Here is a 25,954-nt window from a genome sequence, read left to right on the forward strand (position 1 = left end):
GCTCACTCTTCCTTCGCCGCCAGCTTCAGCGGCACCGCCACCCCCACCCGGTGTTCCTTCTTCCGCTCCTGCCCGATCGGAACATCGTAGCGGTAGCAGATCTCCGGAATCAGGTCCTCGGGCTCAATTCTGACCCACTGCAGGATTTGGCAGGTTGTCGTTTCCCCGGAAGTTTGCCGCCCCTTCGAAACACTCACCAGATAAGGCGCTCCCTTCACCATCCGGAACTCGAACTTCCTGATCCAATCCGCAAGCTCGTGTGGATCGTCCCACTTTTCAACCCCACGAGCGAAGGCCCCAACGAGTTCCTTCCCCTTCCTGTGCAGCAGCCGCGGCTGGAACTCCTCCACCCAACACATCTGATAGACCACCCGCGTTGCGCCCTCGTAGCGGCGGGTCGTCCACGTAATGCCCAGCATCCCGAACAGCTCCGGATATTTCTGCCTGAAGGCATCCGAATCAAAGCCGCAATCATCGGCGGCCTGCCAAGCCAAGGTATCGGCAATGGTCAGCGAGCCCATCAAGTCGGGACTGCTGAAGACGTCCGGGTAGATCTTCGCAAGCTGGTTGGCTTCCGCGATGGCGGCATCAGTCTGCGGAGCCTTGTTCATCCAGAAGCGGACCCGTTCCACGACCCGCTCTTGCGCATCCTGCGCGCGAGCATGAGGGCTCATCATCCCAATTGCGAGAGCCCCAAGGAACAGACAAATAGCCCGCTTCATCATGGCATCTACGGCATGCCGCCTCAAATCTTCCCCTTGTCCAAAAGGTAATCCATCAGCGCCTGCCGCGTCGCCACCTGCGTGTCCTGCCGCTTGCTCTCGGGTCGCGCGATGATCTCGCTCAGGCGCATCAGGTCCTGCCCGCCCGATTGCGCGTCGTAGGTGTTGAAGGCGATCCGGTAGCGTCGGTCGGGATCGACCGGCTCGCCCTTGTAGAAAAACTTCTTCGTCTCACCCGCCTCGCCCAGCTCGATCTCGAAGGGCCATAGCGTCCGCTTGCCCTTGTCCTCAGCCACGATGGTGATCAGGTCCTTGGCATTGAGTTCTGCGGTCAGCAGGCCGTTCTCGTAGGGCAGCAGTTCCCAGACATCCGCCACCGTCTTGTCGCCGGAGCTGATCGGCTCCTTGCCGAAGGTGCCGTGGAAGACGCCGTCCACCGGTGTGCCGGCCTTGTCCAAGGCAGCCGCGAAGGCCTCGCAGAAGAGCGCACCCACCGCGGCAGCCGGCACTTCGTTGATGAAGGTGCAGAGCTTCTTCTTCATCTGCTGGTCCGCCTTCGCCAGTTCCGGCTTGGCGATCTCCATCACCACCGGGTCCAGATCGAAGCGCGAATCCATCAGCACCGTGAAGGCGCGGCGGTCGATCAGCTTGCGGCTGTCCTTGTCGAACATCAGATCCACCCGCCCGCAGTGGATGCCATAGTAGCTCGCCTGTGTGCAGAGCACCTTGTTCGCCATCCACGAAGGCTCGTCCTTGTGCGTATGCCCGGCCAGCAGGACATCCACGCCCTCGACTTGACGGAACATCTCGTGAATCGGATTCGCGAAGTCATCGCCCTGAAAGCGGAAGCCGAGGTGACCCATCACCACGATCGCATCCGGCTTCTCCGCACGGATTTCATCGATGCTCTTGCGAAGCGACTCGATGGGATTGAGCACGTCCACCCCACCCAGCGTCGCGGGGCTCAGCCAGTACGGCAGCCCCGGCGTGATGATCCCGACCAAGCCGATGCGGAAGCCACCGACCTCCTTCACCACCCAGGGCCGGACCTTTTCCCACACGCCCGTAGCTTCGCCCGTCGGGCGGCCATCGATGCGCAGGTTACCGGTGATGATGCCGCACTTCGAGGCCTCCAGCGCGCCTTCTACGATGCCGCGGCCCCAGTCGAAGTCATGGTTGCCCAGTGCCCAGGCATCGTAGCCGAGCTTGTTGAAGAGCTCGATCATCACCTTGCCACCCGTGTTCAGGCCAACCGGTGTGCCCTGATAGACATCGCCGATGTCCACCAGCAGCGAATCGGGAAACTCCTTTTTCCAGCGGCGGATCTGCGTCACACAGCGGGCCATGCCGCCGAGGTCGCCCACGCCATCGTAGTTTCCCGTCGGCACGATATGCCCGTGCAGGTCGGTGGTGTGGAAGATCGAAATCGTCTTGGCGCGACGGTCTGCCGCCGCTTCCCCAAGCATTCCCGCACCCAGCCAAGCACCCCCGGCAGCAAGGAAATCCCGGCGGGAGACGGAGGGGACGACGCGGTCGTTCATGCCCCGCATGCTTCACCTACCGCCTCGAGCCTTCAATCTCCAAAACCCCATAGGGCAAGGCATGCGGCGATTTCATTTCACCCGCCGCCCTACTTCTGCCGGCTGAGATACTCCTGCAGGTTCCCGGGATTCCCGATTAGCCGGACCAAGGTCTCCCCGTTGGCCCCATCGAGAGCATCCGTCTCCCCGCCGATGCGGCGGGCCATCCGCCGCAGCATCTCGGTGCCGCCGCGGGAGTCATCCGGCTTCCGCTCCTTCAGCCGCTCCCGCTCCGCAGCCGACTCGAAGGTCCAGGCGAAGCGCGGCCGCAGCGCCAGCCCGCGCTCGTCCCAAGCTCGCATCTCTCCGAAGCGCAGGTCCACCAACCAGAGCCCTCCGGGTGCCTCACGGGCGATCCACCAACCCTTGGAGAATTCCTTCACCACCTTGACCTCCCACTCCTCGGAGTAGCGCGCCAAGGCGGCCTCGCCCTTCGGGATCACCGTCCAGCGCGGGTTGGCCGTCGCGGGATCGAAGACCGAGCGGTAGCTGACCCAGATTTCGTCCGGTCGCTCGACCAGCACCCGCCAGAGCAGGATATTGAAGGGGCTGGGCGCCTCCATCTGCCGCTGCCAGGTAATCCCGCGCCGCTGCAGATCCGCCTCCGCTGCCCGGTGGACCACATGCTTCGCCCAGAAACTGAGCCCCACGTAGAGCGCGCTAATCCCCAGGCACCACCACGCCGAACGGAGCCCCTTGCCCTTCTTCCACTCCTTCGGCTTGACGAAAAAGCCGATGATCACCGCCACCAGCAGCGGAATCGTGAACACCGGGTCGATGATGAAAAGATTGTCCGTCGATACAGGAAAGCCGGAAAAGGGATCCAGAATCCGGGTTCCGTAGACGGTGAAGACGTCGATCAGCAGATGCGAGCCACAGGCCAAGAGGACCAGTAGGCCGGCCCGCTGCGGAGTCACCTTGTCCTTCTTCCAGCGCTTCGCCAAAGGCTTGGCCAACAGCCAGGACAGGAGGAGCACCAAGAGGATCGAATGTGAAATCCCCCGGTGCATCCGCAGATCCCAAGCGGTATTCATCACCATGCAGGGGAGCGTGTCCCAATCCGGCAGAACCCCGAACAAGGCCCCCCAGCCGATCGCCCGGCGGCCAAGCTGCCGCCCCAGCAGCAATTGCCCGGTCACTGCCCCCACTGCCGCATGCGTGATCGGATCCACGGCCGGGAGGAAAGGGGCGAGCCCCCGCCCCGGTCAAGTCCCGCCCGGAAGGCTCTCAAATTTGAAATTTCAGATCTCAAATTTCAAATTTCGGCTTCCAAGGGCCGCTTTTGCCTTGCCAAGCGGGGCCCGACCCCTAGTTTCGCCGCCCCATGCCACGCGTCTCAGGAAAAGCAAAGACTCGAAAGGCTGTTGCCAAGCGTTTCAAGGTGACAGGAACCGGTAAGGTTCTGCGCCGGAAGCAAGGCGCCCGGCACTTGCTCCAATGCAAGAGCCGCAAGCGCAAGCGGAGCCTTACCAGCGCCGCCCTTGTCTCCGATGCCGACATCAAGAACGTGAAGGAAAACCTTCCGTTCTCCCGCTGAAGCAACAAACCGCGCCCCCGTCCGCGCCTCGGACGGCCTCCATCGCAGCCTGACCCGCAAGGGTACCTATCGGACGAGCGAGACTGCGGGAGGAAATTAAGAACCAACGGCCCGCCCGACCTGAAAATAGAAAATGCCACGCGCCACTAATAGCCCGGCTTCACGTGCCCGCCGCAAGCGGGTGCTGCTCCGCGCCAAAGGCTTCCGCGGATTCCGCTCGAAGCTCTTCCGTTACGCCAAGGACGCCGTCCGCAAGGCGATGACCTATGAGTATCGTGACCGCAAGAAGCGCAAGGGCCAGTTCCGCCGCCTGTGGATCCAGCGTATCAGCGCTGCAACCCGCAACGAGGGCCTGACCTACTCGCGCTTCACCGAGGGTCTCAAAGCTGCCGGCATCGAAGCCGACCGCAAGATCCTCGCCGACCTCGCGGTCAAGGACGCTGCTGCGTTCTCCGCGATCGTCGCCCAGGCCAAGGCCGCCCTCGAAAAGAAGGCTGCCGCTGCTGCCTGAAAAGCGAAAGCGATAACTTACTGATTCCAAGACGCCGCCCGGGAAACCGGGCGGCGTTTTGCGTTTCGACGCTGGCCGCTTGTCCCCGCTTTCGGGGACAAGCGGTAGCTCCAAAAAAACTTGGCGGACCAAGGCGTCTAACCACGCATTGGATCCTGCAACGCTGTGTCCCGGCGACGGGTCCCCGGTGCCCCCAAGAACCTATGAAAACCCATATCTCCCCTTCCCTGGCCCGCATCGTCGGACCAGCCACTCTGGGACTTACCCTATTCGCCGCGTCCCAGACCCACGCGGTGATCTCCTCCGGCCTCACGGCCTACTGGTCGCTGGACAATACCCTCAACGATGCCGCCGGCACCTACCCGCTGGCCAACAGCACGACGGCGGACAACGGCAGCTTCACCGCCGCCACCGCCACCTACGATACGGGTGGGCGCTTCGGCCAAGCCTTCAAGGGCATCGGCGGTAATAACGGCAAGATCACGGTGCCCCTCTCGGGGGATTTGAGCGGCATTCCGACGGGCAGCGTGACCGTGTCCGTTTGGTTCAAAGCGGTGTCACCCATCCCGGATTGGGGGGCCTTGGTGGCTGTGGGCGAAGGCAGCGCTTGGCGCATCGCCCGCAATGGTAACAGCAACCCGCTGAAATACAGCTATGCTGGCGGCAGTGGGGACATCACCACCGCCGCCACCTTCGGGGCCTCCGGAACGCCGATCACCACCTGGACCCACCTCGTCGCGGTCACGGAGAAGAATGTGGGCACCCGCCTCTATATCAACGGGGTGCAGGACGGAAATAACAATGCCATCCCCAACCTCACCACCAACAACAGCACCGTGCTCTGGATCGGCGGCAACCCGAACTCTGCCAACCGCACCTGGAACGGGCTTTTGGACGACATCGGGATCTGGAACCGGGCCCTGACCCAGGCCGAAATCACCCAGCTCTTCACCCAGGGCAACGCCGCCACGCCCCGCAGCCTCGGCTCACTGCTGGCAGAGGAAAACCTCGATACGGACGGTGACGGCTTGGTCGATGCTTGGGAGCAGGCCTATCTGCCGGCCGGAGCCTACCTCGACAACGGCTCGACCAATCCCGACTACGGCGCCAACGGCAATCCCGACGACGACGCCTCCACCAACCTTCAGGAGTTCCAGCGCCACACCCTGCCACTGGTGGCGGATACCGATGGCGACGGACTGAAGGATGGCTACGAAACCAACACCGGCATCTTTGTTTCCGCGACCAACACAGGAACCAATCCCCTGATCGCGGATATGGATGGGGATGGACTGAAGGACGGAGTGGAGAATCCCCTGATCCCCTTCAACCCGGCCAGCCCCCTCACCGAACCGGGCAGCAGCCCCTTCACCTCGGATGGCGACTCGGACGGCTTTCCCGATGGTGTGGAGGCGGCCAATGGCACGAATCCCACCAGTGCTGCCTCAATGCCCACGATTCCGGGCCTCCCGATCACCGACAATTTCAATGACGGGATCTTCGACACCACTCGTTGGGGCAGGAAATTAAACGTCCAACCCGGAGGCGCTGCAGTCACCGAGACGGGCACCCAGATCGAGCTGACCGGCCGCGGTCACCTCAATACGGCCAGCCAATTCAATCCGGATACAGTCGGCGGCCTCTATATCACCGGCAAGTGGACCTTCAAAACCGATGAGGACTTCCTGCAGATCCTGACCCGCACCGACGGCGAGCCCCAGGGCCAGTATGGCGAGACCGCCACCGGTCTGGAGTTCTACCTCGAGCAGACCTCCAACACGCCAACCATCCGGGGTCGTACCAGCGACATTGCTCCGGGAGCAATCACCCGGGTCGGCAAGCTCACGGTCATCCGCAACAAGACCTACAACTTCACGGTCATCGACGGAGGCACCGACTACGGCAACTTCGCCTCAATCCGCCTGACCCAAGCCGATGATCCATTCAACTCGGTAACGGTCTACACCACTCTCGCGAGCGCGACGGCGACGGCGAACTACGTGAGCTTCCACAACCGCGAGGGCGGCAACCACGTCTCCGCGCTGGATGATATCTCAATCAAGGCGGCGACGGATGCTGATGGCGATGATCTGCCGGACGCCTGGGAAAGCGACAACGGGTTGAATCCGCAGGTGGCCAACACCGGCGACACCGACGCTGACGGCTCCCTCGACATCGACGAATACCTGCGCGGCACGAAGCCCACAGTGAAGGACTCCGACGGCGATGGGGTTTGGGACGGCCCGGAGACGGGCACCGGCGGCTTCACTGATGCCACGGACACCGGCTCCGATCCCCTCATCCCCGATACGGATGGCGACCTGCTCTCCGACGGTGTGGAGACTGGCACCGGAACCTACGTCGACGCCACCCACACGGGCAGCAACCCGACAGTCGTCGACAGCGACGGCGACGGGATTGCCGACGGCGTGGAAGTCTCGGTGGGCATGAACCCTTCCGATCCCGATGACAAGGACCTCAAAAAGGGCCTCGTCTCCTATTGGACCTTCGACAACACACTTGCGGACGTCGCGCACGGCTCCGGCGTGGGCGTCAGTGGCACGGCGGACAACGGCAGCTTCACCGGCGCTCCGGATGTCGCCTACGACGCTGCCGGACGCTTCGGCCCCGGCATCTTGCTCAACGGCGGCGCCGGCTGGGTGACCGTGCCGAAGAGCCAGGACACTATCGGCGGACAGATCACCCACAGCGTGAGCGTCTCGATGTGGGTGAAGGTGACTGCCTTCAGTTCCGACTTCCAAACGCTGATCGCACAGGGTGAAGGCACCCACTGGCGCATCGCGCGGAACGGCAGCGGCAGCTTCTTCGCTTACGCCGGTGGCTCGAATGACATCAACTCCACCACCTCCTTCACCCCGCCCTCAGACTGGGTGCATGTGGTGGCGGTGAGTAGTGAAGGCGTCGGCACGAAGATCTTCATCAACGGCGCGCAGGAGAATACCGGTGGCGAACCGAATCTGGACCTGAACCTGGCCAACGCGAGCAACCTGTTCATCGGTGCCAATCCGGATTCCTCGAACCGCGAGTGGTCCGGCTACATCGATGATGTGGCGATCTGGAACCGGCCGCTCAAGCTTGAGGAGGTCGAGCAGATCTATCAGGCTGGGAGCGGCACCACCAGTCTGGGCGGTCTGGTCGGCATCGTGGCGACCAATACCTACGCGAACTGGATCAGCGGCTACAACGTGGGAACCAAGACCGGCTTCGAGGATGACTTCGATGGCGATGGCTTGGAGAACGGTGTGGAAAACCTGCTCGGCACGAATCCTTCGGTGCCCAACAAGGCACTGGTGGTGGCCAGCAGCAACGCGACCGTGACGACCTTCCGTCACCCCGCGAATGCCAGCCCGGCCAGCGACATCAGTGCCAGCTACCAATGGTCCACGGACATGAGCAGTTGGAACAACTCGGGCGTTGCCGTCGGAGGCACCACGGTGACCTTCGTGCCCACTCCGGACTCACCGGCACCCGGCACCACCACCGTGACGGCGACGGTCACCGGCACAGGACGGACCAAGCTCTTCTTCCGCCTCGTGGCGACGCAGGGGTGAAGTGAGCTGACCATACCCACCCGATATTCGCGCCGCCCGGGAGACCGGGCGGCGTTTTCTGTTCCACCAAAGACCTCATTCAATCCACGTTTCCGCGACTCTTGCAAAACTCCTCATCCAGCGCCTTCCAGTCTTCCCCGCCCATCTCCCACTCTGAGTAGATTGCGATGCCTCCGTAGCTCGCCGGCTTTCCGTTCGCCAAGGCCGCATGGACTCCGCGCAGGGCGTTGCGCAAGTTCTCCACCTTTGGATTGTGGTAGCCGCTGCCGGCATCGTCATAAGCAGGCAGACCTAACAGAACCGGCTTGCCTCCCGACCATGCCAGAACCTCCGTGGTCCAATCCACCATCAGCTTGCGGTACGGCTTCTGCCACTTGATGCCGGTGTCGTAGAGCATCGGCACGATCTGGTCGGCGCGCTTGGCGACTTCGCGGAAGTAGGACTCGCCCCAATGAACGTCGGGGAAAGGATGCCAGCGCGTAGGCGGCGGATAGGCCGCCACGGAGATCATCTTGCCGGGTGGCAGGGTGGCGCGCAGCTCATCCAGCAGGACGAGATAGTCGGAATCGCCCTCGGGCATCGGTTCGATATTCACGTGCACGCCTGCCAAGCGTGGATGAGCCGTGAGCAAAGCAGCGGCAGAAGAAGTGAAGCGAGCCCGCCACGCCTTCACACCCGGATGAGCGGATTCATCATGCACGCCGCCGATCCACGGCAGCACGCTGATGGAGGAGAAGCCATCCAGAAAGCGCTCCATCTGCACCGGATCATGCGCAGTGATCGAGCCATCCGGCAGGCAAGGGCAGAGATGGGGAAACACGTACTTGATGCCGTGACGCGTGAGCTGCGTCCGGAGCTGCTGGATCTTCTCCGCGCTGCGAAAGCGCGCGGGATCGCGGCCGTTCGTTTCGAACCACGCGTCATCCCCCAGCCAGCCATGCTGGAGCCATATGCCATTGCTACCCGTGTCGTCGCGCCCATCCGCGACGCGTTCGCCCGGTGACCAGGCGAGATAAGCCAAGCCGGCGACACCGAGCAACGCCGCCAGCAGGAGCAGCGTGCGCCACGGCGGGCGCTTGAGTCGCTGCCAGAGGGTCATTCCCTGCTATCTAGCGGCGGCTGGACCGGCTGGCAAGATCCCGCCAAGAGGAGGCGGGCAACGCTCCCGGGTTGCCCGCGCGCGATTCTTGCCTTACCAGTGCCTCCGCTGCTCTCACGCCCGCACCCGACGCACTCCTGAATGACGATATCCGCCACCCTGTCCCCCGAGGACTACCTGAAGGCCCAGCGCCTCCAGCTCCGCTGCCTGCTGCTGCGCAGCACGGTGGTGGCCTGGATGCTATTCGCGATCATCCCGGCGCTGACAATCTACTGCATCTGGCAATTGGTGGAGCGCCCGCCAGAAGGAATCAACTGGATGCCCTTCCTGATCGTGGGGATGGCGGCGCTCCTTCCGCTCTTTTACTGGGTGCTGCTGCCGCAGCAAATCCGCAAGGCCTTCGCCACCCAAGTCTGGCTCCAGGAGCCAAAAGAAATCCAGATCGATGGGGAGCGGCTCTCGATCCGCAGTTCCGGCAGGACCTTCTCCATGCCTTGGAAAGACTTCCTGAAGTATGAAGTCCACGGCGACATGGTCTTCCTCTACGAGACCCAGCGGAACTACCATATCTTCCCGCAGCTCTGGTTCACGGCTGAGCAATATGCGGAGTTCAAGGAAGTGCTGAAGAAGACCTTGGGCGACCGGAAGGGTTCCAAGTCCTGAATTGATTCGCGGCTCGCCGTTCCGTGCCACAGCATGCCGAAAGTGAAAATGAGCGCCATGGCCTCCATCCGCTTGCTGGCCGCGGTCATCGCCGCGATGGCCTGTGCCTGCACGGCTCCGAAGCCAGCGCCGCCCGCCGCGGTCGAATTCCGTCCGATCCCACCCGTGGCAGAGGCACGCCGCGCCCTCGGCCTGCATCTGCCCTGCGACTTGGCCACACTCAAGGCAAGTGCCGGACGGGACGGCTGGGAAGAAGTCCATCATTGGATGGGACCGCCCCGCTTCCCGGAGGAGGTGAAATTCGACCGCCTGCTGGATAAGCAATGGCGGCTGCCCGATGGCTCGGTGCAGACACTCGAGGCTGGCATACGCGACGGAGATCGCGTGGTGGGGATCAGGGTGTCGATTGCCACGCGCCAAGACGGGCGGCTCCTGCCACACACCACTTGGCACACGACTCCCACCCGCCGGGCAGTGCCCCTCGATTCGCTGCACATGGCGGGATTTCGCTGATTACTTGCGCTGCCCCACCGGATTTTTGATTCCCGCGCGAGCCGACTTCGGGCATGGTGGCAGGGATGCGAGCCCTCCCCCTGGCGATCCTCTGCTGTGGCCTCTTCCCTGCTGCCTATGCCCTCGAGGGCGTAGGCGTCCACCTCGCCGCCGGCTCCGGTGTGCCGAAGGGCTTGTCCGCGGACGAGTGGAAGGAGCATGAGTTCAACGCGATCCTATATACCGGCAAATCCGAGGGCGATAAACTCAGCATCGTGCCGACACTCGAGTGTCCGGTCGCCGGGGACAAGAAGGGGAACTACCTCAAGCTGCTGGCCGATGGCGGGCCAATCGCGCCGGTGGGCTATTCCTGTGAATACGACATCACCTTCCCGGCTCTGGACCTGAAGGTGGTGAACAACAGCAAGAAGGCGCTGCAGATTTCCGAGGTGCGGATGATGGTGGAGGAAAGCCGCCCCGACCTGACACCCCTGCCGCAAATCTTCAGCGACTACGATCAGGTCCAGCACATTGAACTCTACAACGAAGGTTGGGGCCGGATCGAGAAGGCGGACTTCGATTTCAACCTGCTGCCGGGTAAACCGAAGGGCAAGCCGAGCGCCGAGTTGCCCTTCCACCAAACGCTCTACCGCGTCGAGAAACCCACGAAACTGCAACTCAATGCCGAGCTGGAAAAGGCCGGCTTGCCTGCGGAGCTGACCAAGCTGGGCGGGGAATACCAGAACCTGCGCAACAAGATCACCGATCTCTACGACAAGGCCGGCGAGAACATCAGCGAGGACCTGGAGAAACAGAACGAAGCGCTGGACGAACAATGCTCCGAGATCGCGGCGAAGATGCACAAGATCGGCGACGGCCTGAAGACCGGCCCCTTCAAGGTGAAGCCGGACCAATTCGGCGACAGCACCATCGAGTGCTGGATGCACGGCTGGCTGAACTACACGTGGAAGGAGGGGGAGACGGAGAAGTCCAATCGGGTGGCCCTCCGCGTGCCGGTGCTGATCCTGCCGCCGGATGGCCTCGGCGCCACTGGACCGGTCGAGGGCAAGTATGAGGCGATGCTGCGCGAGAGCGACAAGGACTACGCGCTGAAGGTGCCGGTGACCCAGACGGTGAAGCCCGGGGCCACGACACGATTCACGGTAACGCTGGGCGTGCCGAAGTCTTCCTTCCACCGTTTCAAGGTGGCGCTGGTAAGCACCGATGGCGCGGAGATCGACGCCGGCCTGGTAGAGCTTCAGGCGCTGCTGCCACGCTCGGCCGTGGGCCAACTTGAAATGTCGGCGAAGGCTCCCAAGGAAGAAGGCGAATAAGCTCCCCGCATCGGATGGCCCACGACGTTTTCATCAGCTACTCCAGCAAGAACAAGCAGGTCGCGGACGCCATCTGCAGTGCGCTGGAGCAGCGCAAGATGCGCTGCTGGATCGCGCCGCGCGATGTGCCGCCCGGCGGCAACTATGGCGAGGCGATCGTGCACGCCATCGCCGGCTGCCAAGTGGTAGTGCTGGTCTATTCCGCGGCGGTGAATTTGTCCGCCGCGGTGATGCGCGAGGCGGAGCGGGCAATGCACCATGCCAAGCCGATCATCCCCTTCCGCCTGGAAGATGTGCCGATGCAGCCGGGCTTGGAATTCTTCCTGGCCTCCTGCCACTGGCTTGATGCGATCCACCCTCCGATGGAGGAACACATCCAGCGGCTGGGCGATGCGGTAGAATCGCTGATGGGACGCGAGGTCGCCAACCCCGTGCCCTTCCCCGCTGCGGCAGCGCACATCCCGGTCAGGAAGGCGCGTGTGGCGTGGCTGCCGATTCTGTTAGGTGGGACCTTGGTTGCAGGTGGAGCCGCGCTGGTGGCAATGAAGCCGTGGCAAGGCGCGCCGCCAGCAGCTGCGCCACCGGCGGCTAACACTTCACCGACCGAGGCTGCGAAGTCACCATCGCTTGCGATCGCTCTCGCAGGCGCGGGCGAGAACGTGATTGCCGGGCATTTCCATGAGGCGGCTCCGGGCTCCATCCACTACATCTCTAGCGAAGACAGCGGCAAGCTGGTGATCCGGCCCGCATTGCCCAAAGGCGTTCCACTGCTCGCAGCGGATGCCAAGGGGCGGCACTTCGCAGTGGAGCCGCTGCAGATCGAGCTGAAGCTGATTCACAATGGGCCGGGCACGCTCTACTTCCACACGGCGACTTTGGAGGTGGAATCGAGCCAAGTGGTGAGCACGCCCCTGTGGTTCATCGAGGCAAAGGGCCTACCGAAATCCGTCGAGTTGACTCACACCGGCGACGAAGCCGAAGCTGCGAAGCTGCGCTATACTTTGGCCGGGCCGCAGGATGCGGGTGATCTCTCCGCAGTCACGCCACTGGCCCTGCCGGAGGAAGGACGCTGGCACCTGGACCTGGCGGAGGGAAAGACCCTGCTGGGCGAGATCCTGCCTGCCCCGGGCGGGCAGGCGATTGCCTTCGAAGTGGCAGGCAGCAAGGCACCGACTCCGCCGCCGTCCCCTGCCAAGCCAAAGGAGCCCGCCTACGATCTGACACTGGGTGGAGTCGAAGGAGCATACGATACCAGCACCGATCTCTCGCAGAACCTCCGCAGCGGTGAAGGCGACCGTTTCTTCCTGAGCCTGAATGCCGAGACTTGGTCGCGGCATCGCTTCAAGATCGCGCTGGAATACGACGACGGTTCGGGCGCGAAGAAGAGCATCGAGAGCGGCTGGGTGGAGGCAGAGATCTTCCGGGAGTAGTCCTTCACCCGCGATCACGTGATCTCATCGCTATTGCCCGCGGCACTAATTCCGGGTTTTGATGGCGCGCCCCCCGCATGCTGTTCAATTCCCTGCCCTTCCTGGTATTGCTGGCAGTCACGCTGCCGCTTTACTACCTCCCGCTTCCGGCGAGGTGGTCGCGGGTGTGGCAGGTCCTGCTGCTGCTGGGCGCGAGCGCGGTCTTCTACGCTTGGGAAGAACCACGGCTGCTGATCCTTCTCGGCTTCTCCTGCGTGATGAACGCGGTGCTGGTCGAGCGCATCATCCATCACCAGCGAGACCCGCAGGGCGCGCCTGCCGCGAAACGCTGGATGATCGGAGGCGTGATCGCGAACCTCGCGCTGCTCGCCTTCTTCAAATACGCGGGCATTCTGTTGGGATTGCTGCCCCACGGCGTGGTTCCTCCGGAGGCGGTGAAATGGGTGAAGTCGATCCCGCTGCCGATCGGCATTTCCTTCTACACCTTCCACGCGCTCAGCCTGCTGATCGACGTGCACCGCCGCCACGTGAGCGAGGAGACACGCGAGCGCCTTGGCCTCCAAGGGGCGGGGCGGGTGTCCTCGATGAAGGACCTCTCGCTCTACATCATCTTCTTCCCGCAGCTGGTCGCGGGGCCGATCGTCAAGGCGAAGAACTTCATCGACCAGATCCGCGAGAAGCTGTGGCGCGACATCAATTGGGTGCAGGTGCGCCGCTATCTCATCACCGGCTACTTCCTCAAAATCTACGTGGCGGACAACCTCGCCGAGCAGACCGCGATGCTCACCATCGGCCCGAAGGCTCTGGCGGAGACCGCGCCGGTGCAACTGATGGCGCTACTCTATGGCTACGGCTTCCAGATCTTCGCGGACTTCGCCGGCTACTCGCTGATCGCGATCGGCCTCGGCATCATGTTCGGCTACCGCCTGCCGGAGAACTTCGACTTCCCCTACCTCTCGCGCAGCATCACGGAATTCTGGCGGCGCTGGCACCTCTCGCTTTCGGCATGGCTGCGCGACTACCTCTACATTCCGCTCGGCGGCAACCGCAAAGGCTCCGGCCGGACCTATCTAAATCTCTTCCTGGTGATGTTCCTCGGCGGCCTCTGGCACGGCGCGGAGTGGAAGTTCGCGCTGTGGGGCACGCTCCACGGTGTCTTCCTCGCGGTGGAGCGCTTTCTCACGCGGCGGCGCGGCAAGCTTGAGGATCAGCCCGCCTCACCGCTCCACGCCATCGCGGGCTGGGTCTATACCTTCCATGCGGTGACGCTGCTCTGGCTCACCTTCCTGATGCCGGACATGGCCAGCATCGGAGCCTTCTTCAAGGGCTTGGCCAGTGCCAAGCTCTCAATCCCCGGCCAGCCGCTCTTCGCCCTTGCGATGTATGGCGGCCCGGTGATCGCCTACCATGCCTGGGGCTGGATCAAGGAGCACCGCCCGCTCTCCGCCGCGCGCTGGCAACATCCGCTGGTCGAAGCGAGCCTCCACGCCATGATGGTCTTCCTGGTGCTCACGAATCCCGGCGCGCCGCGCGGCTTCATCTACTTCCAGTTCTAAGCTACCATGCGCCTCTACCCCATCGCCTTCCTCGCTGTGCTCGCCGCCTGTTTCGGCGCGCAGACGCTGGCGCTTCGCATGGCCGGCGGGCGCACGGTGAAAAGCGAGTCGAACTACTTTTCCTCGATCGCACGACTCCAGACCGGCAATCGCGAGGATGCCCGTATTCTCATGCTGGGGTCATCGATGACCGCGCGTCTCGCGGACCGCACCAAGCCGATCCCGGGCATCGTCAATCTCGGCTGCGACGGTGGCAGCGCGGTGATCACCCTGCGGGCCATCGACCGCGGCGACCTGAAAGCGGCACCCCTGGTCATTGTCGAAGCCAACATGCTGGCCTTCGAACTCGAGCACCGCGGCAAGGAGATCGCTGAATCGATCGGCTCGGACTGGTTCAAGCTCGGCACCCGCATCCCGAATCTCAGCGCCACCGCCCGGCCCACCGCTTTTGCCTACTCGAAGCTCCTGGCCCGCAACAACACCACCGCCAGCGGCTCACTGCCCATCGACACCAAGCCGCACCGGCTTGAGTCCGCGCCAGTGCCAGAGCTCGATCCCGCAGCCTCCGCCCTGGTGGATGAGCTGGCCGGCATCCTCAAGCGTTTGGAGGAACGCGGCAGCAAGGTGATCCTGCTGGTCCTCCCGCCCGGCATCGAGCCGGGCACGGTCCAAGGTGACCTGCCTGCTGTTCTCGCCAAACGCTCCGGCGTGCTGTGGTGGGATCTCACCGAGGGCCTGCCGAAGGATGCGGTGGGCTTCACCGATGGCTTGCATCTGGACACGGAGAGTGCGGGCAAGGTGCTCTCGCATGTCCTGTATGGTGTGGAGGGGATGTGAGCATCAAGGCCCGCCTCGCGCCGGGCTCTCATATTGCTCTTTCACCCAGCGACTACCCTCCTCTCGGCAGCGGGGAACAATAGCTGCGGAGAATTGAGGTAACCCGCTGGTCCGCCACTCCGCCGGGCTCGTTGTTGATCATGGGGAAGCTCTTCGCCAGCGCTTCGGAGTGATAGATACGGTAGCGGTTCGGCATCGACTCCTCTTCAAGGCTCACGCCATGCAGCGGGCAGCGCTCGCTTGCAGGTGCCCGCAGATCCAAAATCCGCGGCCGGGAGCGAAAATACATCACCCCTGCGCCACTGAGCACACAGGCGGTCAAGAACAGCGCGATGATTTTCGAGCGCTTGGTCATACGGTCTCATCCCCGGACTAACACGCCCTCACCCTTCCGACAAGTTGCGGCTTCAATCCGGAAACACGATCGCCCGGTGGCCGTCGATGATCGTGCGGTCATGCACGTGATAGCGGATCCCCTTCGCCAGCGCGATCCGCTCGCAATTCCGCCCCAAGCGCACGAGGTCATTCGGCGCGTGGAAGTGCTGCACGCGCTCGACCTCTTGCTCGATGATAGGTCCGGCATCCAGATCCGCGGTCACGTAGTGGCAGGTCGCGCCGATCAACTTCACCCCGCGCTCATAGGCCTGCTTATACGGATTCGCTCCGATGAAGGCGGGCAGGAAGCTGTGGTGGATATTGATCAGGCGCCCGGCGAAATCGCGGCAGAAGTCATCCGGGATGATCTGCATGAAGCGCGCGAGCACGGCCAGCTCCACATTCTCCTCCGCCAGGATCCCGCGGATCTTCTTGAAGCCATCTTCCTTCGCCGCGCCATCCATCTCGACCAGGTGGAAGGGAATCCCCGCCCGCTCAGCGATCGCCCTGCAGGTATCGCGGTTGCCGATGATCGAGGTGATCTCGACCGGCATCTCGCCGATCTCCGCGCGCCACAGGATCTCGTTCAGGCAGTGGTCGGTCTTGGTGACCAGCACCGCGGTGCGCATCTTGTAGGGCAGCTTGCGGAAGTGCCACTGTGCCCGCATCGAGCGGCCCAGGGTGCCGAAGCCCTCGATGAAGTCCTCCGGCTCCACGTCCAGCTCGCCGGTCTCGATCTCCAGGCGAGCGAAGAAGCGCAGCGAAAGCTTGTCTGTGAACTGCGCGAACTCGATCAAGTTTCCGCGGTGACCCGCCACGTAGCTGGCGATCTTCGCGACGATCCCGGGCTGGTCGGGGCAACTGAGCTTGAGAATCAATCCGGAGCGAAGCATGGCAGGCGACCGGATTGAGACTGGCCGGGGGGCGCTTGGCAAGGCGGGGGCGTGTCGCGACGCCCCGGGCCGATCAGTAGGGAATGCCCGGCCTAACGCCGATAGCGCGCAAGCCGCAGCGCCACACCAGCCAGAGCAGGAACAGCATGACCCCCAGCCAGATGGCTCCGCCGCCGATCCAGGACGGCAGTGCCTCCCGGACCACCTCCGCCCTCGCGGCATCCCAGCCTTGGGCGGGCTCGCTCTCATACCGGGAGGAAAGGCTGTGGAAGATCCCCTCGTCGATCACGCTCACTGCCAGGCCCAGGATCCCGAGCCAGAGGAGAGCCGCGCACGAAAGGACAAACACCAGCACCCATGCCGTGGCCTGCGACAGGAAGCTGCCATCGCCGTCTGAGACGCGATAGGGAGTGAAGATTTCGCCGCACTCCTCCTCCGGTCTGCTGATCCTGTGAGGCATAGGCGGCGACTCTACCCGGTCCGCGGCATTCACGGTGTGAAATGACGGCGAATTTCTTCGGGCCGGCCCCAAGAAATCACACCGGATCCAGCAGCACCTCCAGCGGCATGTTCGGATCCAGCCCGTTCTCCAGCAGCCAGTCGCGGTTGAAGAGCTTCGATTGATACTTCACCCCGGAATCGCAGAGGATGGTCACGATCGTCTTGCCGGGCCCTTGCTCCAAGGCATAGCGCAGCGCTCCCGCGGCATTGATCCCACTGGAGAGCCCCACGAAAATCCCTTCCTCATGCAGGAGCTGATAGACGATCGAGAGCGCGAGCTGATCGGGAATCCGGTAAGCCTTGTCCACCGGTGCGCCCTCCACGTTCTTGGTCACGCGCCCTTGGCCGATACCCTCCGCCACGGAATCGCCGTCGTCATCATCGAGGTTGCCGTTGGTAAACCATGACCACATGGCGGCACCACAAGGGTCAGCACAGATGACGGCCACCTGCGGGTTCTGCTCCTTTAGGAACTGCGAGGTGCCGGACAAGGTGCCGCCGGTGCCGATCGCCGCGACGAAGGCGTCTACCGTCCCGCCCGTCTGTGCCCAGATCTCCGGGCCGGTCGTCTCGTAGTGCGCCTGGCGATTCGCCGTGTTGTCGAATTGGTTCGCCCAGAACCATCCGCGTTTCTCTGCCAGCCCACGGGCGATGTGATTGTAGTTGCCCGGATCGCTATATGGCTTCGCCGGCACCGGTATCACCTCCGCCCCCAGCGTGCGGAGCTGCTGGAACTTCTCAGGAGCTTGCGTCTCGGGAATCACAATCACGCTCTTGTAGCCGCGCGCATGGCCAATCACCGTCAGGCCGATACCCGTATTCCCCGCCGTGCCCTCGACGATGGTGTCGCCCGGCTTCAGCAAGCCCCGCCGCTCTGCATCCAGAATGATGCCAAGCGCCGCGCGGTCCTTCACCGAGCCACCGGGGTTCATGAACTCCGCCTTGCCGAGGATCTCACAGCCGGTGAGCTCGGAGAGCTTGTTGAGACGGATGAGGGGCGTATTGCCCACGTGATGATCAAGCCCGTGATAGGAGGGTCGGCTCATGGGAGCAGTAAATGAGGTTAGATCGACCAGAGCAAGTCCGCCTGATCGCGACCCCTGCCCTTCCGGATGGGCTTGGTCTTGATGCTGAGATTTTTCTCTTCGTAGATGACGAGCGAGTTCGGCGGCACGCTGTTCATCAGGAAAACGTTGGCACCGATGGTCGAGTTCTCGCCGATCACCGTATCCCCGCCCAAGATCGTCGAGTTCGGGTAGATCGTGACATTGTCGCCCAGATCCGGGTGCCGCTTGAGGCCCTTCACCACGTTGCCATCCTCGTCCTTGATGAAGGTCCGTGTACCCAGCGTGACCCCGTGGTAGATCTTGCAGTGGTTGCCGATGTAGCAGGTCTCACCGATGACCACGCCAGTGCCGTGGTCGATGAAGAAGTGCGAGCCGATGCTGGCTCCCGGATGGATGTCGATACCGGTGCGGGAGTGCGCCCACTCCGTCATCATCCGCGGAATGATCGGCGCTCCGGCACGGTAGAGGCGGTGCGCCAGCCGCTGAATCGAGATGGCCTCGATGAAGGGATAGGAAAGGATCACTTCCTCCCGGCTGCGAGCGGAAGGATCATTGGCGAAGGCCGCCTCGATATCCGTGCGCAGCACCTCACGCACGATGTGGAGCGCACGGCAGAATTTCTGCATGATCGGCGGCGTCCTTCCCGTCGGAGTGTTCGGATTGCCGATCCGCACACTCTTGCGCACCTGGTCTTCCAAGCGCGAGATCACGTCCCACAAGCGCCGCGCGGTTAGTTCCGCCAGCGTCCCGTTCGCCACCACGTCGCTATCCAGGAAGCCGGGAAAGAGCAGCTTCAGCAGATCCTCGCAGATTTCGCCGACGATGTGCTTCGAAGGCAGATTGAGAGCATCAGCATTGTTCCACCCACCGAAGCGTTCGTATGAGGCGATCAACTTCGGCACATACTCGCCGTAGGGGATCTCGAACGGCGAAACGGTGGTCTTGTCGAACTTGGAAACGGATAGGGGCGTTTCGCTCATGATCATGATCGGGCGCGCTGGTTCCATGGAGCCTTGGCGATCAAGAGACCCATCCCGCACCAACCGGAAATACCTGCAAATATCAGACCCGTGCCGACGAAGGCAGACAGGCCGAAGAAACCGCGATGGACGAACCACCCCAACAACACGCCGGTGAGCACCAAGCTCCCCGCAGCGATGCAAACCTGACGCTCCAGCGAGATCACCTTCGACTCTCCGCGCGTGACCGGGAGATTCGCTGCGACCCAAGCCTGGGTGCCACCGGAGACCACAATGGCATTCTCATACCCCGCGGCAGCGAATTGATCGGCCGCCTTCTGCGCCCGTGCGCCGGATTGGCAGAGAATGTAGATCGGCTCCGTACCCGGCAGCTCGCCCTTGTCGATCAACTGCTTCGGCGTGAACCCGCCCAAGGGGAGATTCCGCGCCTGCGGCACATGGACTTCATCGAATTCCAGCGGAGTCCGCACATCGATGACGACCAAGGAGGAATCCTCATCCAGCAGGCTCTTCAAATTGGTGGGTGAAATCGCGCTCATATTTTCAGGATCGGAGTGTGGCAAGCAGGCGCCGGGGATGTATCAAGAGGTCGAGGGCATCGAGAATATTCGGAGCCACAAGGTCCGCCCTTTGAATGGCGCCGAAGGCGGCTCCTTCCTTCTGGACGACCACAATGCCAAGCGCGGCGGCTTCCAGCATCAGGCGGTCGTTGCGACCGTTGCCGATCGCCACAACCCGGTCCAGGCCGAGCTCGCGAATGTATTCCAGCTTGGTCTCCGCCTGCGCCTCGGCGGAGATGATCCGCAACTTCACCGGGGCATTCGCCAGTTGCGATGCCGCCTGCTGGTGCGAATCCGCAGTGACCACGTGCAACGAGAGCTCCCCCGCCAGGCAGCGCAGCTTCTCCAGCACACCGAGCTCCAGGCTGCCATCAAGTGCCAGGGTGCCGTTGTAGTCCATGACGAGGTGCTCAAGCCTGAGCTGGTCGAACCCGGGAATATCGATTTCAAGCATGAGTCCTACAGTCGGGTTCAGCGCCGCGCGATCTGGTGCAGCGCTTGGATCAGCGTGTCCACGTCAGCACGGTTGTTGTAGAAGGCCAGCGAGGGCCGCACCGTGCCCTCCCCGCCGAAGTGGCGCACGGCTGGCATCGCGCAGTGGTGACCGGCCCGCACCGCAATCCCCTGCTGGTCCAGATACTTGGCCACCCGCTCATTGGGGACACCAGGGATCACAAATCCGAAGACGCTGGCCTTGTGGCTCGCCGTGCCGATCGGCCGGACGCCCCGGACCGAGCGCAGCGCTTCCTCCGCATACTCAAGCAGCGAATGCTCGTACGCCGCCAGCGCCGGAATCCCGAGGCCCATCATGTAGTCGATCGCCGCGCCGAGCCCTACCACCCCGGCTATGTCCGGCGTACCGGCCTCGAATTTTTCCGGTGCTGCATTGAAGACCGTCTTCTCGAAGCTCACGTCCTTGATCATGTGGCCCCCGCCTTGCCATGGCGGCATCGCCTCCAGCAGATGCGGTTTCCCGTAGAGAGCTCCGATGCCTGTCGGAGCAAACACCTTGTGACCGGAGAACACGAAGAAGTCCGCGTCCATCGCTTGCACGTTGATCGGCAGGTGAGGCGTCGATTGAGCTCCATCCACCAGCACCGGGATGCCGCGGGCATGGGCCATTGCGATGATCTCCTCCACCGGATTCACGGTCCCCAAGGCATTCGACACCTGGGTCACGGAGACGATCTTGGTCCGGTCTGTTAGAAGCTTCGGCAGTTCCTCGATCAGGAGTTCACCGCGATCATTGATCGGGATCATCCGCAGCGTGGCACCCAGTTGGCCGGCGAGAATCTGCCACGGCACGATATTCGCGTGATGCTCCAGCTGGCTGAGCAGGATCTCGTCGCCCTCGCCGATGTTCTGCCGACCCCAGCTTTGGGCCACCAGATTGATCGCCTCCGTGGTGCCGCGGACGAAGACGATCTCCTTCGCATCCCCCGCCCCGAGGAACTGACGCACTTTCTCACGCCCACCCTCGAAGAGCTCGGTCGAGCGCGCCGCCAGCGTGTGGGCCGCGCGGTGGATGTTCGAGTTATCGCGTGAATAGAAGCGGGAGGTCGCATCGATCACCGCCTGCGGCTTGTGGGTGGTCGCCGCGTTATCCAGCCAGACCAGGCTGTTGCCATTGATGTGCTGCTGGAGAGCAGGGAAATCCTTGCGGACACCCTCGATATTGAACTCCGGCAGGGCGGCGAAGGGCGAAGGTTGCGTTCCGAAGGAGCTGAAGGCATTCACCCCCGGGAGATCCTTGAGGAAGTAGAACTGCGGCTCCGCGGAGATGCCGGGCAGGCCAAGCTCTCCGATCGGCAAAGCCTTCGCCGCCGGGGCTTCCACCCGGGAGTTCAGGCCCCGCGTGTAGAAGGATGGCTCACCGAATTCATGCGTGCGCCCATCCCCCGGATGGTGCGCCCCGCTCGGCGGCCGCGCGCTCTTCGCTGCCGGCTCGGGTTCCGCGGCAACCACCGTCGGGTGGACTGGCGGTGCCGAAGCAGCGGAAGCATTCGGAAAGCCGCCGGACAAGGCGATGTCCCGGCCACCGCCCGGCGCCACCGGAGATTCCAGAGGATTCGCCGGGATCTCGGTGGGCACTCCCGCGGCGGTCCGCGGCAAGGACACCGGAACCGTCGGCACATTCGCCTCCCCCATCGCACCAGAGAACAACTCCTTGGCCAAACGCGAGATCAACGCGGTCTCCATGGACTCCGCGGCGTTGCCAAAGGATGGTGGCGCAGATTCAAGCCTTGGGATAGACATACTCGTGGTAGTTGCCGATCGAGACGCCGTCCAAGCTGGCCAAGGCATCCTCTCCGAGCTTCGCGAGTGAGAAATAGCGCGTCACCAGATGGGAAGCGATCGAGTGCTCGTTGGTGCCCATGTAGCGGACCGAGAGACCTGGCTCGATCTCACCGGCCACACCAGCCTTCTGCAGGCCGACCACGCCGCGCTGATTCTCGCCCACGCGCAACAGCAGGATGCTCGTGGTGCCATCCTTGAGTGGCAGCTTGTCGCTCGGGATCAGCGGAATCCCGCGCCAGGTGATGAAGGGCGAGCCGAACAGCGTCACAGTCGGCGGCGGCACACCACGACGGGTGGCCTCACGGCCAAAGGCGGTAATCGCCTTCGGATGCGCCAGGAAGAAGGCCGGCTTTTTCCACACCAGTGAAATCAATTCATCCAGATCGTCGGGTGTCGGCGGACCGGTGCGGGTCTGGATCCGCTGCGTCTCGGCCACTGCATTCAGCAGGCCGAATTTCTTGTGGTTCACCAGTTCGTATTCCTCGCGCTCTTTCACGGCTTCCACCGTCAGGCGGACTTGCTCGCGAAGCTGGTCGATCGCGTTGCTATAGAGGTCGGTGATCCGGGTGTGGGTCTGCAGCACCGTCTGGATGGTGCTCAGGTGGTATTCGCGCGGGTCTTCCTCGTAGTCGATGTAGTCGCGAGGAAGCTCCGGCTCGCCGTCATCCACGGTCAGCAGATCGACGGTGATTCCATCGGGCTTCTGCTTCACGCGGTTGACGCGATAGACGCCGCCATCGACATCCACCCACGGCAGCAGCAGGTGTAGCCAGCGTGGCGTGATCTCATCCCACTGTGGCGGGGTGACGGTGGCGGTGGCCAGATTGCGGGCGGATTCCGCGCTGACACTGAGGCGCGCGGGAACATCGGCAGAGTCGCTCATGATGAGTGGGGAGAAAAATGGTTGGAACCTTGAAATACAGGCAGCCACGACATGGTCGCGGCAACACGGCGGCAGTTCTCCGGGGACCGGTGGAATCGCGCTCTCGCGGACGCTGCCATCCCTCGTGGGCTCGGCGCGGACCCTTGCCTCCTTAAGTCAGGTCGGCAGCTCGCCTTCACCGCGGGTATCCATGCGGACTCACCGTCGAGCGAAGCGAAGCAGGGGCAACCTGATGCGATGGCCTTGCACTGTCAACGCAAAGGCCTGTCTGCAAATCGCCTCAAGCGTCCGCGCTTGGCTGGACCGGGTCGTCCACCCGCACCATATGCCTCCGGTGATATCGCCACGCGCGCCAGCCCAGGAATCCATACCAGACCGCCAGATAGCCGGTGAGCAGCGCCTGGAAGGACCAGCTAACACCCCAGTAAGTCGATGAACCGACGAACGCGACGGGACCTTTTCTTCCGAGGCTCTGCATCCACAGGTAATGTGCTGGCCCAAATTTCCCGGGGGCAAAATCCAGCTGAAAACCCGTACCCGCCCCAAGCCCCGAGGCCGCTCCCGTCGCAAGCGAGAACCGCTCACTACCCAGAGCGACCACAATCTGCAGATCGCGGCGCGAATAGCTGAAGCCCATTGGCTTCGCGGTGGTCTTGAGCCAGAGCCACGAGATATACGCGGCCACGAGCATGCCGATCCACAGCAGGGGCGAGCGCAAGAGGAAGCGGACCATGGAGAAGCGAATCTCTCTCCCTAACTCCGCCATCCGGGGAAATTGCCTGTGACTCTCGATCCCGAGAAGGGATCACGGCGCGGCCCGATCCACCAAACCCTCAACCCAAGCTCAAGGAAACGCCGCCTTCAAGCTCTCCAACTCCTCTGCATCCACCTTGAACACACTCCCGTGCCGCGCATCCGCCGGGAAGCTCACATCCTCCTCCACCTTCCAGTTCAAGACATCATCCGACGACGACAGCCCGAAACGGTTCGTCATGCAGTAGTCATAGAGCAGCAGCCAGCCCTTGCCCTTCGGGTCCGGCATGATGCTCGGCCCCTCCGTGATCACCGGCACAATCTGCCCCTTGTTCAGCGGCCCATCGTAAATCTTGTACGGCCCCTCGACCGCATCGGCCACCGCCACCCGGATCGCCCGCCGCTCCCCGGTGGCCGGGCAGAACTCCTCTTCCTTGTGGAAGAGGTAGTACTTCCCGCCCTGCTCTAACAGCGTGCCATCGATCACCGAATACGGCGGCGCGAACAGCACCTTGGCCGGCGTGAAAGTCTTCCAGTCCTTCGTCCGCGAATACCACAGCCGGCTCTTCTTCCATCCCGCATCCTCGAAGGACGAAGACCACACCAGGAAGGTCTCCCCGCTCTTGGGATCCGCAAACCACACCGGCGCCCAGATGTTCCGCGCCGGCCGGCCTCCCTCGTCTTGCACGCCCTTCATCAGCGGCAGCGCCTCCACCGTCTCCCACTTCAGCAAGTCCCGCGAGACCGCGTGCAGGCACACCGGACCAGAGCCCTGCTCATCCGGCTTCTGCGCCGACCGGCCGCCCGTAGCCATGAGATGCCACATCCCATCCGCCCCGCGTCGGACGAAGGGATCGCGCAGGCGTTGGTTCCAGACCGGCTTGTTGTCGTTCAGCGGGGTCCAGTGACGGCCATCGGCCGAGATCGCGAGGTGAAGATACTCGACGTTCATCGGGTCCGGCAGCGGCACTTGGTGCTCCTTCCCTTGGGCATCAATCTCCACCCGGCCCTCGTAGCGCTGGCGGAAGTAGGCTAGCACCCAGCCCCCTTCCTTCCCGGCCTCCTGCGCCGGGCAGAGCGCGGCAAGTCCCAGAAAAACAGCAGCCTGCACGAAAAACCGTCGCCTCATCCCGCCAAGGTTCCCCCCTTTCCCCGCAGGGGGAAAGCGATTTGTCCCGGCGGGCCCTCCCTCTTGAAGACAAGCCTTTGACTCCGGTGCCCGCAGCGGCTATCCCCTGCGCCCCGCTTTTTCCCGTTTTCCCATCCCATGAAGGATCAGATCGAAGCCATTCAGGCCGAGGCATTGGCCCGGATCGAAGCCGCCGCCGATGCCCGCGCGCTGGAGGACGCCCGCGTCGCCGTGCTCGGCAAGAAGGGTACCCTCACCGAAGTCTCCGCCGGCATGCGCGACGTGCCGAAAGAGGACAAGGCCGCCGTCGGTGCCCTGCTGAATACCGCCCGTAGTGCGATCACCGCGGCGCTGGAGACCAAGCAACTGGCCCTGCAGGACGCCGCCGACAAGAAGGCGCTCGAAGGCATCGACCTGACCCTCCCGGCCCGCGCCCTGCATCACGGCTCGCTCCACCCGCTCACGATCCTGCGCCACCAGGCAATCTCGATCCTGCGCCGCATGGGCTTCGCTCTCGCCGAGGGCCCGGAAATCGAAGACGAGTTCCACTGCTTCGACGCCCTCAACACGCCCGCCGACCACCCGGCGCGCAATGAGAAGGACACCTTCTACTTCGACTCCGGCAAGCTGCTGCGCACCCACACTTCCAGCGTGCAGGTCCGCACCATGGAGTCGCAGGTCCCGCCGGTCCGCATCATCGCCCCCGGCTCCGCCTACCGCCGGGATGAAATCGATGCGACCCACCTTTCGGTCTTCAACCAGCTCGAAGGTCTCTATGTCGATACCGACGTCTCGCTCGGCGACCTGAAGGGCACGCTGGAATACTTCTTCCAAGAGATGTTCGGCTCCAGCACGGAGGTCCGTTTCCGCCCGCACTTCTTCCCCTTCACCGAGCCCAGCTTCGAGATCGACGTGAAGCTCCATGTGAAGGGTCAGGCCCCGCGCTGGGTGGAAGTCGCCGGTTGCGGCATGGTCGATCCCGCCGTCTTCGAGCAGATCAACGGCTCGCGCAAGGATGGTGCCTACGATCCCGAGAAGGTCACCGGCTTCGCCTTCGGCATGGGCCTCGATCGTCTTGCCATGATCCGCTGGGGTCTCAAGGACATCCGCCTGCTAATCGAGAACGACGCGCGCTTCCTGAAGCAGTTCGCTTGAGGATTGAAGGCACCACGAATTGGACGA

General features: G+C 63.3%; 25 protein-coding genes. 10 read left to right on the forward strand and 15 right to left on the reverse strand.

What is annotated here, in order from left to right; all coding sequences use genetic code 11:
- Positions 1-2: 2 nt before the first annotated feature.
- The 3 genes from BV071_RS11110 to BV071_RS11120 form a co-directional block, all read right to left on the reverse strand.
- A complete protein-coding gene (locus BV071_RS11110) occupies positions 3-677 on the reverse strand; it encodes a hypothetical protein (RefSeq protein WP_035606454.1) in 675 nt (224 codons plus the stop codon).
- Between the two features lie 68 nt (positions 678-745).
- The gene (locus BV071_RS11115; protein WP_035606456.1) at positions 746-2,263 is read right to left on the reverse strand and encodes a bifunctional UDP-sugar hydrolase/5'-nucleotidase; all 1,518 of its coding nucleotides are present in this window, start codon (positions 2,261-2,263) and stop codon (positions 746-748) included.
- A gap of 89 nt (positions 2,264-2,352) precedes the next feature.
- Positions 2,353-3,474: a metal-dependent hydrolase gene (locus BV071_RS11120; protein ID WP_035606459.1), complete on the reverse strand. Its 1,122-nt coding sequence runs from the start codon at positions 3,472-3,474 to the stop codon at positions 2,353-2,355.
- Between the two features lie 152 nt (positions 3,475-3,626).
- Between BV071_RS11120 and rpmI the strand changes: the two genes are divergently transcribed.
- The 3 genes from rpmI (at position 3,627) to BV071_RS11135 (ending at position 7,922) form a co-directional block, all read left to right on the forward strand.
- On the forward strand, positions 3,627-3,839 hold the full coding sequence (rpmI, locus tag BV071_RS11125) for a 50S ribosomal protein L35 (RefSeq protein WP_035606462.1): 213 nt from the start codon (positions 3,627-3,629) through the stop codon (positions 3,837-3,839).
- Positions 3,840-3,972: 133 nt separating this feature from the next.
- Positions 3,973-4,350 (forward strand): 50S ribosomal protein L20, encoded by a 378-nt coding sequence (rplT, locus tag BV071_RS11130; protein WP_035606465.1) that lies wholly within the window; start codon positions 3,973-3,975, stop codon positions 4,348-4,350.
- 203 nt (positions 4,351-4,553) lie between these two features.
- Positions 4,554-7,922, forward strand: a complete 3,369-nt coding sequence (locus BV071_RS11135; RefSeq protein WP_035606468.1) for a LamG-like jellyroll fold domain-containing protein — start codon at positions 4,554-4,556, stop codon at positions 7,920-7,922.
- Positions 7,923-8,001: 79 nt separating this feature from the next.
- On the opposite strand, the gene BV071_RS11140 is transcribed toward BV071_RS11135, so the two are convergent.
- Positions 8,002-9,021, reverse strand: coding sequence for a glycosyl hydrolase family 18 protein (locus BV071_RS11140; RefSeq protein WP_035606471.1), 1,020 nt, complete (start codon positions 9,019-9,021; stop codon positions 8,002-8,004).
- A 141-nt stretch (positions 9,022-9,162) separates the two neighbouring features.
- Between BV071_RS11140 and BV071_RS11145 the strand changes: the two genes are divergently transcribed.
- From BV071_RS11145 to BV071_RS11170, 6 genes are all read left to right on the forward strand, one after another.
- Complete coding sequence (locus BV071_RS11145; protein ID WP_035606474.1) at positions 9,163-9,684, forward strand: YcxB family protein; 522 nt, start codon at positions 9,163-9,165, stop codon at positions 9,682-9,684.
- Positions 9,685-9,717: 33 nt separating this feature from the next.
- Positions 9,718-10,197, forward strand: coding sequence for a hypothetical protein (locus BV071_RS11150; RefSeq protein ID WP_035606477.1), 480 nt, complete (start codon positions 9,718-9,720; stop codon positions 10,195-10,197).
- 65 nt (positions 10,198-10,262) lie between these two features.
- Positions 10,263-11,510, forward strand: coding sequence for a hypothetical protein (locus tag BV071_RS11155; RefSeq protein ID WP_265594330.1), 1,248 nt, complete (start codon positions 10,263-10,265; stop codon positions 11,508-11,510).
- Between the two features lie 14 nt (positions 11,511-11,524).
- The gene (locus BV071_RS32820) at positions 11,525-12,940 is read left to right on the forward strand and encodes a toll/interleukin-1 receptor domain-containing protein (protein WP_052573153.1); all 1,416 of its coding nucleotides are present in this window, start codon (positions 11,525-11,527) and stop codon (positions 12,938-12,940) included.
- Between the two features lie 77 nt (positions 12,941-13,017).
- The gene (locus tag BV071_RS11165) at positions 13,018-14,496 is read left to right on the forward strand and encodes an MBOAT family O-acyltransferase (protein ID WP_035606483.1); all 1,479 of its coding nucleotides are present in this window, start codon (positions 13,018-13,020) and stop codon (positions 14,494-14,496) included.
- Positions 14,497-14,502: 6 nt separating this feature from the next.
- Positions 14,503-15,333: a hypothetical protein gene (locus BV071_RS11170; protein ID WP_035606486.1), complete on the forward strand. Its 831-nt coding sequence runs from the start codon at positions 14,503-14,505 to the stop codon at positions 15,331-15,333.
- A gap of 52 nt (positions 15,334-15,385) precedes the next feature.
- On the opposite strand, the gene BV071_RS11175 is transcribed toward BV071_RS11170, so the two are convergent.
- The 11 genes from BV071_RS11175 to BV071_RS11225 form a co-directional block, all read right to left on the reverse strand.
- Positions 15,386-15,688, reverse strand: coding sequence for a hypothetical protein (locus tag BV071_RS11175; RefSeq protein ID WP_035606489.1), 303 nt, complete (start codon positions 15,686-15,688; stop codon positions 15,386-15,388).
- A gap of 52 nt (positions 15,689-15,740) precedes the next feature.
- A complete protein-coding gene (gene purU / locus BV071_RS11180; RefSeq protein ID WP_035606492.1) occupies positions 15,741-16,601 on the reverse strand; it encodes a formyltetrahydrofolate deformylase in 861 nt (286 codons plus the stop codon).
- Positions 16,602-16,674: 73 nt separating this feature from the next.
- Positions 16,675-17,061, reverse strand: a complete 387-nt coding sequence (locus tag BV071_RS11185; protein ID WP_035606495.1) for a hypothetical protein — start codon at positions 17,059-17,061, stop codon at positions 16,675-16,677.
- Positions 17,062-17,137: 76 nt separating this feature from the next.
- Positions 17,138-18,148 (reverse strand): cysteine synthase A, encoded by a 1,011-nt coding sequence (locus tag BV071_RS11190; protein WP_052573154.1) that lies wholly within the window; start codon positions 18,146-18,148, stop codon positions 17,138-17,140.
- Between the two features lie 17 nt (positions 18,149-18,165).
- Complete coding sequence (gene epsC, locus BV071_RS11195; protein WP_081885942.1) at positions 18,166-19,149, reverse strand: serine O-acetyltransferase EpsC; 984 nt, start codon at positions 19,147-19,149, stop codon at positions 18,166-18,168.
- A 2-nt stretch (positions 19,150-19,151) separates the two neighbouring features.
- Positions 19,152-19,688, reverse strand: a complete 537-nt coding sequence (locus BV071_RS11200; RefSeq protein WP_035606497.1) for a rhodanese-like domain-containing protein — start codon at positions 19,686-19,688, stop codon at positions 19,152-19,154.
- A gap of 4 nt (positions 19,689-19,692) precedes the next feature.
- Entirely contained in the window at positions 19,693-20,163 is a 471-nt protein-coding gene (locus BV071_RS11205) for an HAD family hydrolase (protein ID WP_035606500.1), read from the reverse strand.
- Between the two features lie 17 nt (positions 20,164-20,180).
- Positions 20,181-21,908 carry a SufS family cysteine desulfurase gene (locus BV071_RS11210; protein WP_075090890.1) on the reverse strand — a complete coding sequence of 576 codons (1,728 nt, stop codon included), beginning with the start codon at positions 21,906-21,908 and terminating at the stop codon, positions 20,181-20,183.
- A 37-nt stretch (positions 21,909-21,945) separates the two neighbouring features.
- The gene (locus tag BV071_RS11215; RefSeq protein WP_035606503.1) at positions 21,946-22,890 is read right to left on the reverse strand and encodes a family 2A encapsulin nanocompartment shell protein; all 945 of its coding nucleotides are present in this window, start codon (positions 22,888-22,890) and stop codon (positions 21,946-21,948) included.
- A 280-nt stretch (positions 22,891-23,170) separates the two neighbouring features.
- Positions 23,171-23,623: a hypothetical protein gene (locus BV071_RS11220; RefSeq protein WP_265594331.1), complete on the reverse strand. Its 453-nt coding sequence runs from the start codon at positions 23,621-23,623 to the stop codon at positions 23,171-23,173.
- Between the two features lie 111 nt (positions 23,624-23,734).
- On the reverse strand, positions 23,735-24,772 hold the full coding sequence (locus BV071_RS11225; RefSeq protein WP_265594332.1) for a glycoside hydrolase family 43 protein: 1,038 nt from the start codon (positions 24,770-24,772) through the stop codon (positions 23,735-23,737).
- Between the two features lie 138 nt (positions 24,773-24,910).
- Here BV071_RS11225 and pheS point away from each other — a divergent pair, with 138 nt between their 5' ends.
- Positions 24,911-25,927 carry a phenylalanine--tRNA ligase subunit alpha gene (gene pheS, locus BV071_RS11230; RefSeq protein WP_035606509.1) on the forward strand — a complete coding sequence of 339 codons (1,017 nt, stop codon included), beginning with the start codon at positions 24,911-24,913 and terminating at the stop codon, positions 25,925-25,927.
- Positions 25,928-25,954: the final 27 nt, after the last annotated feature.

It is taken from the genome of Haloferula sp. BvORR071 (genome assembly GCF_000739615.1).
GTDB lineage: Bacteria > Verrucomicrobiota > Verrucomicrobiia > Verrucomicrobiales > Akkermansiaceae > Haloferula.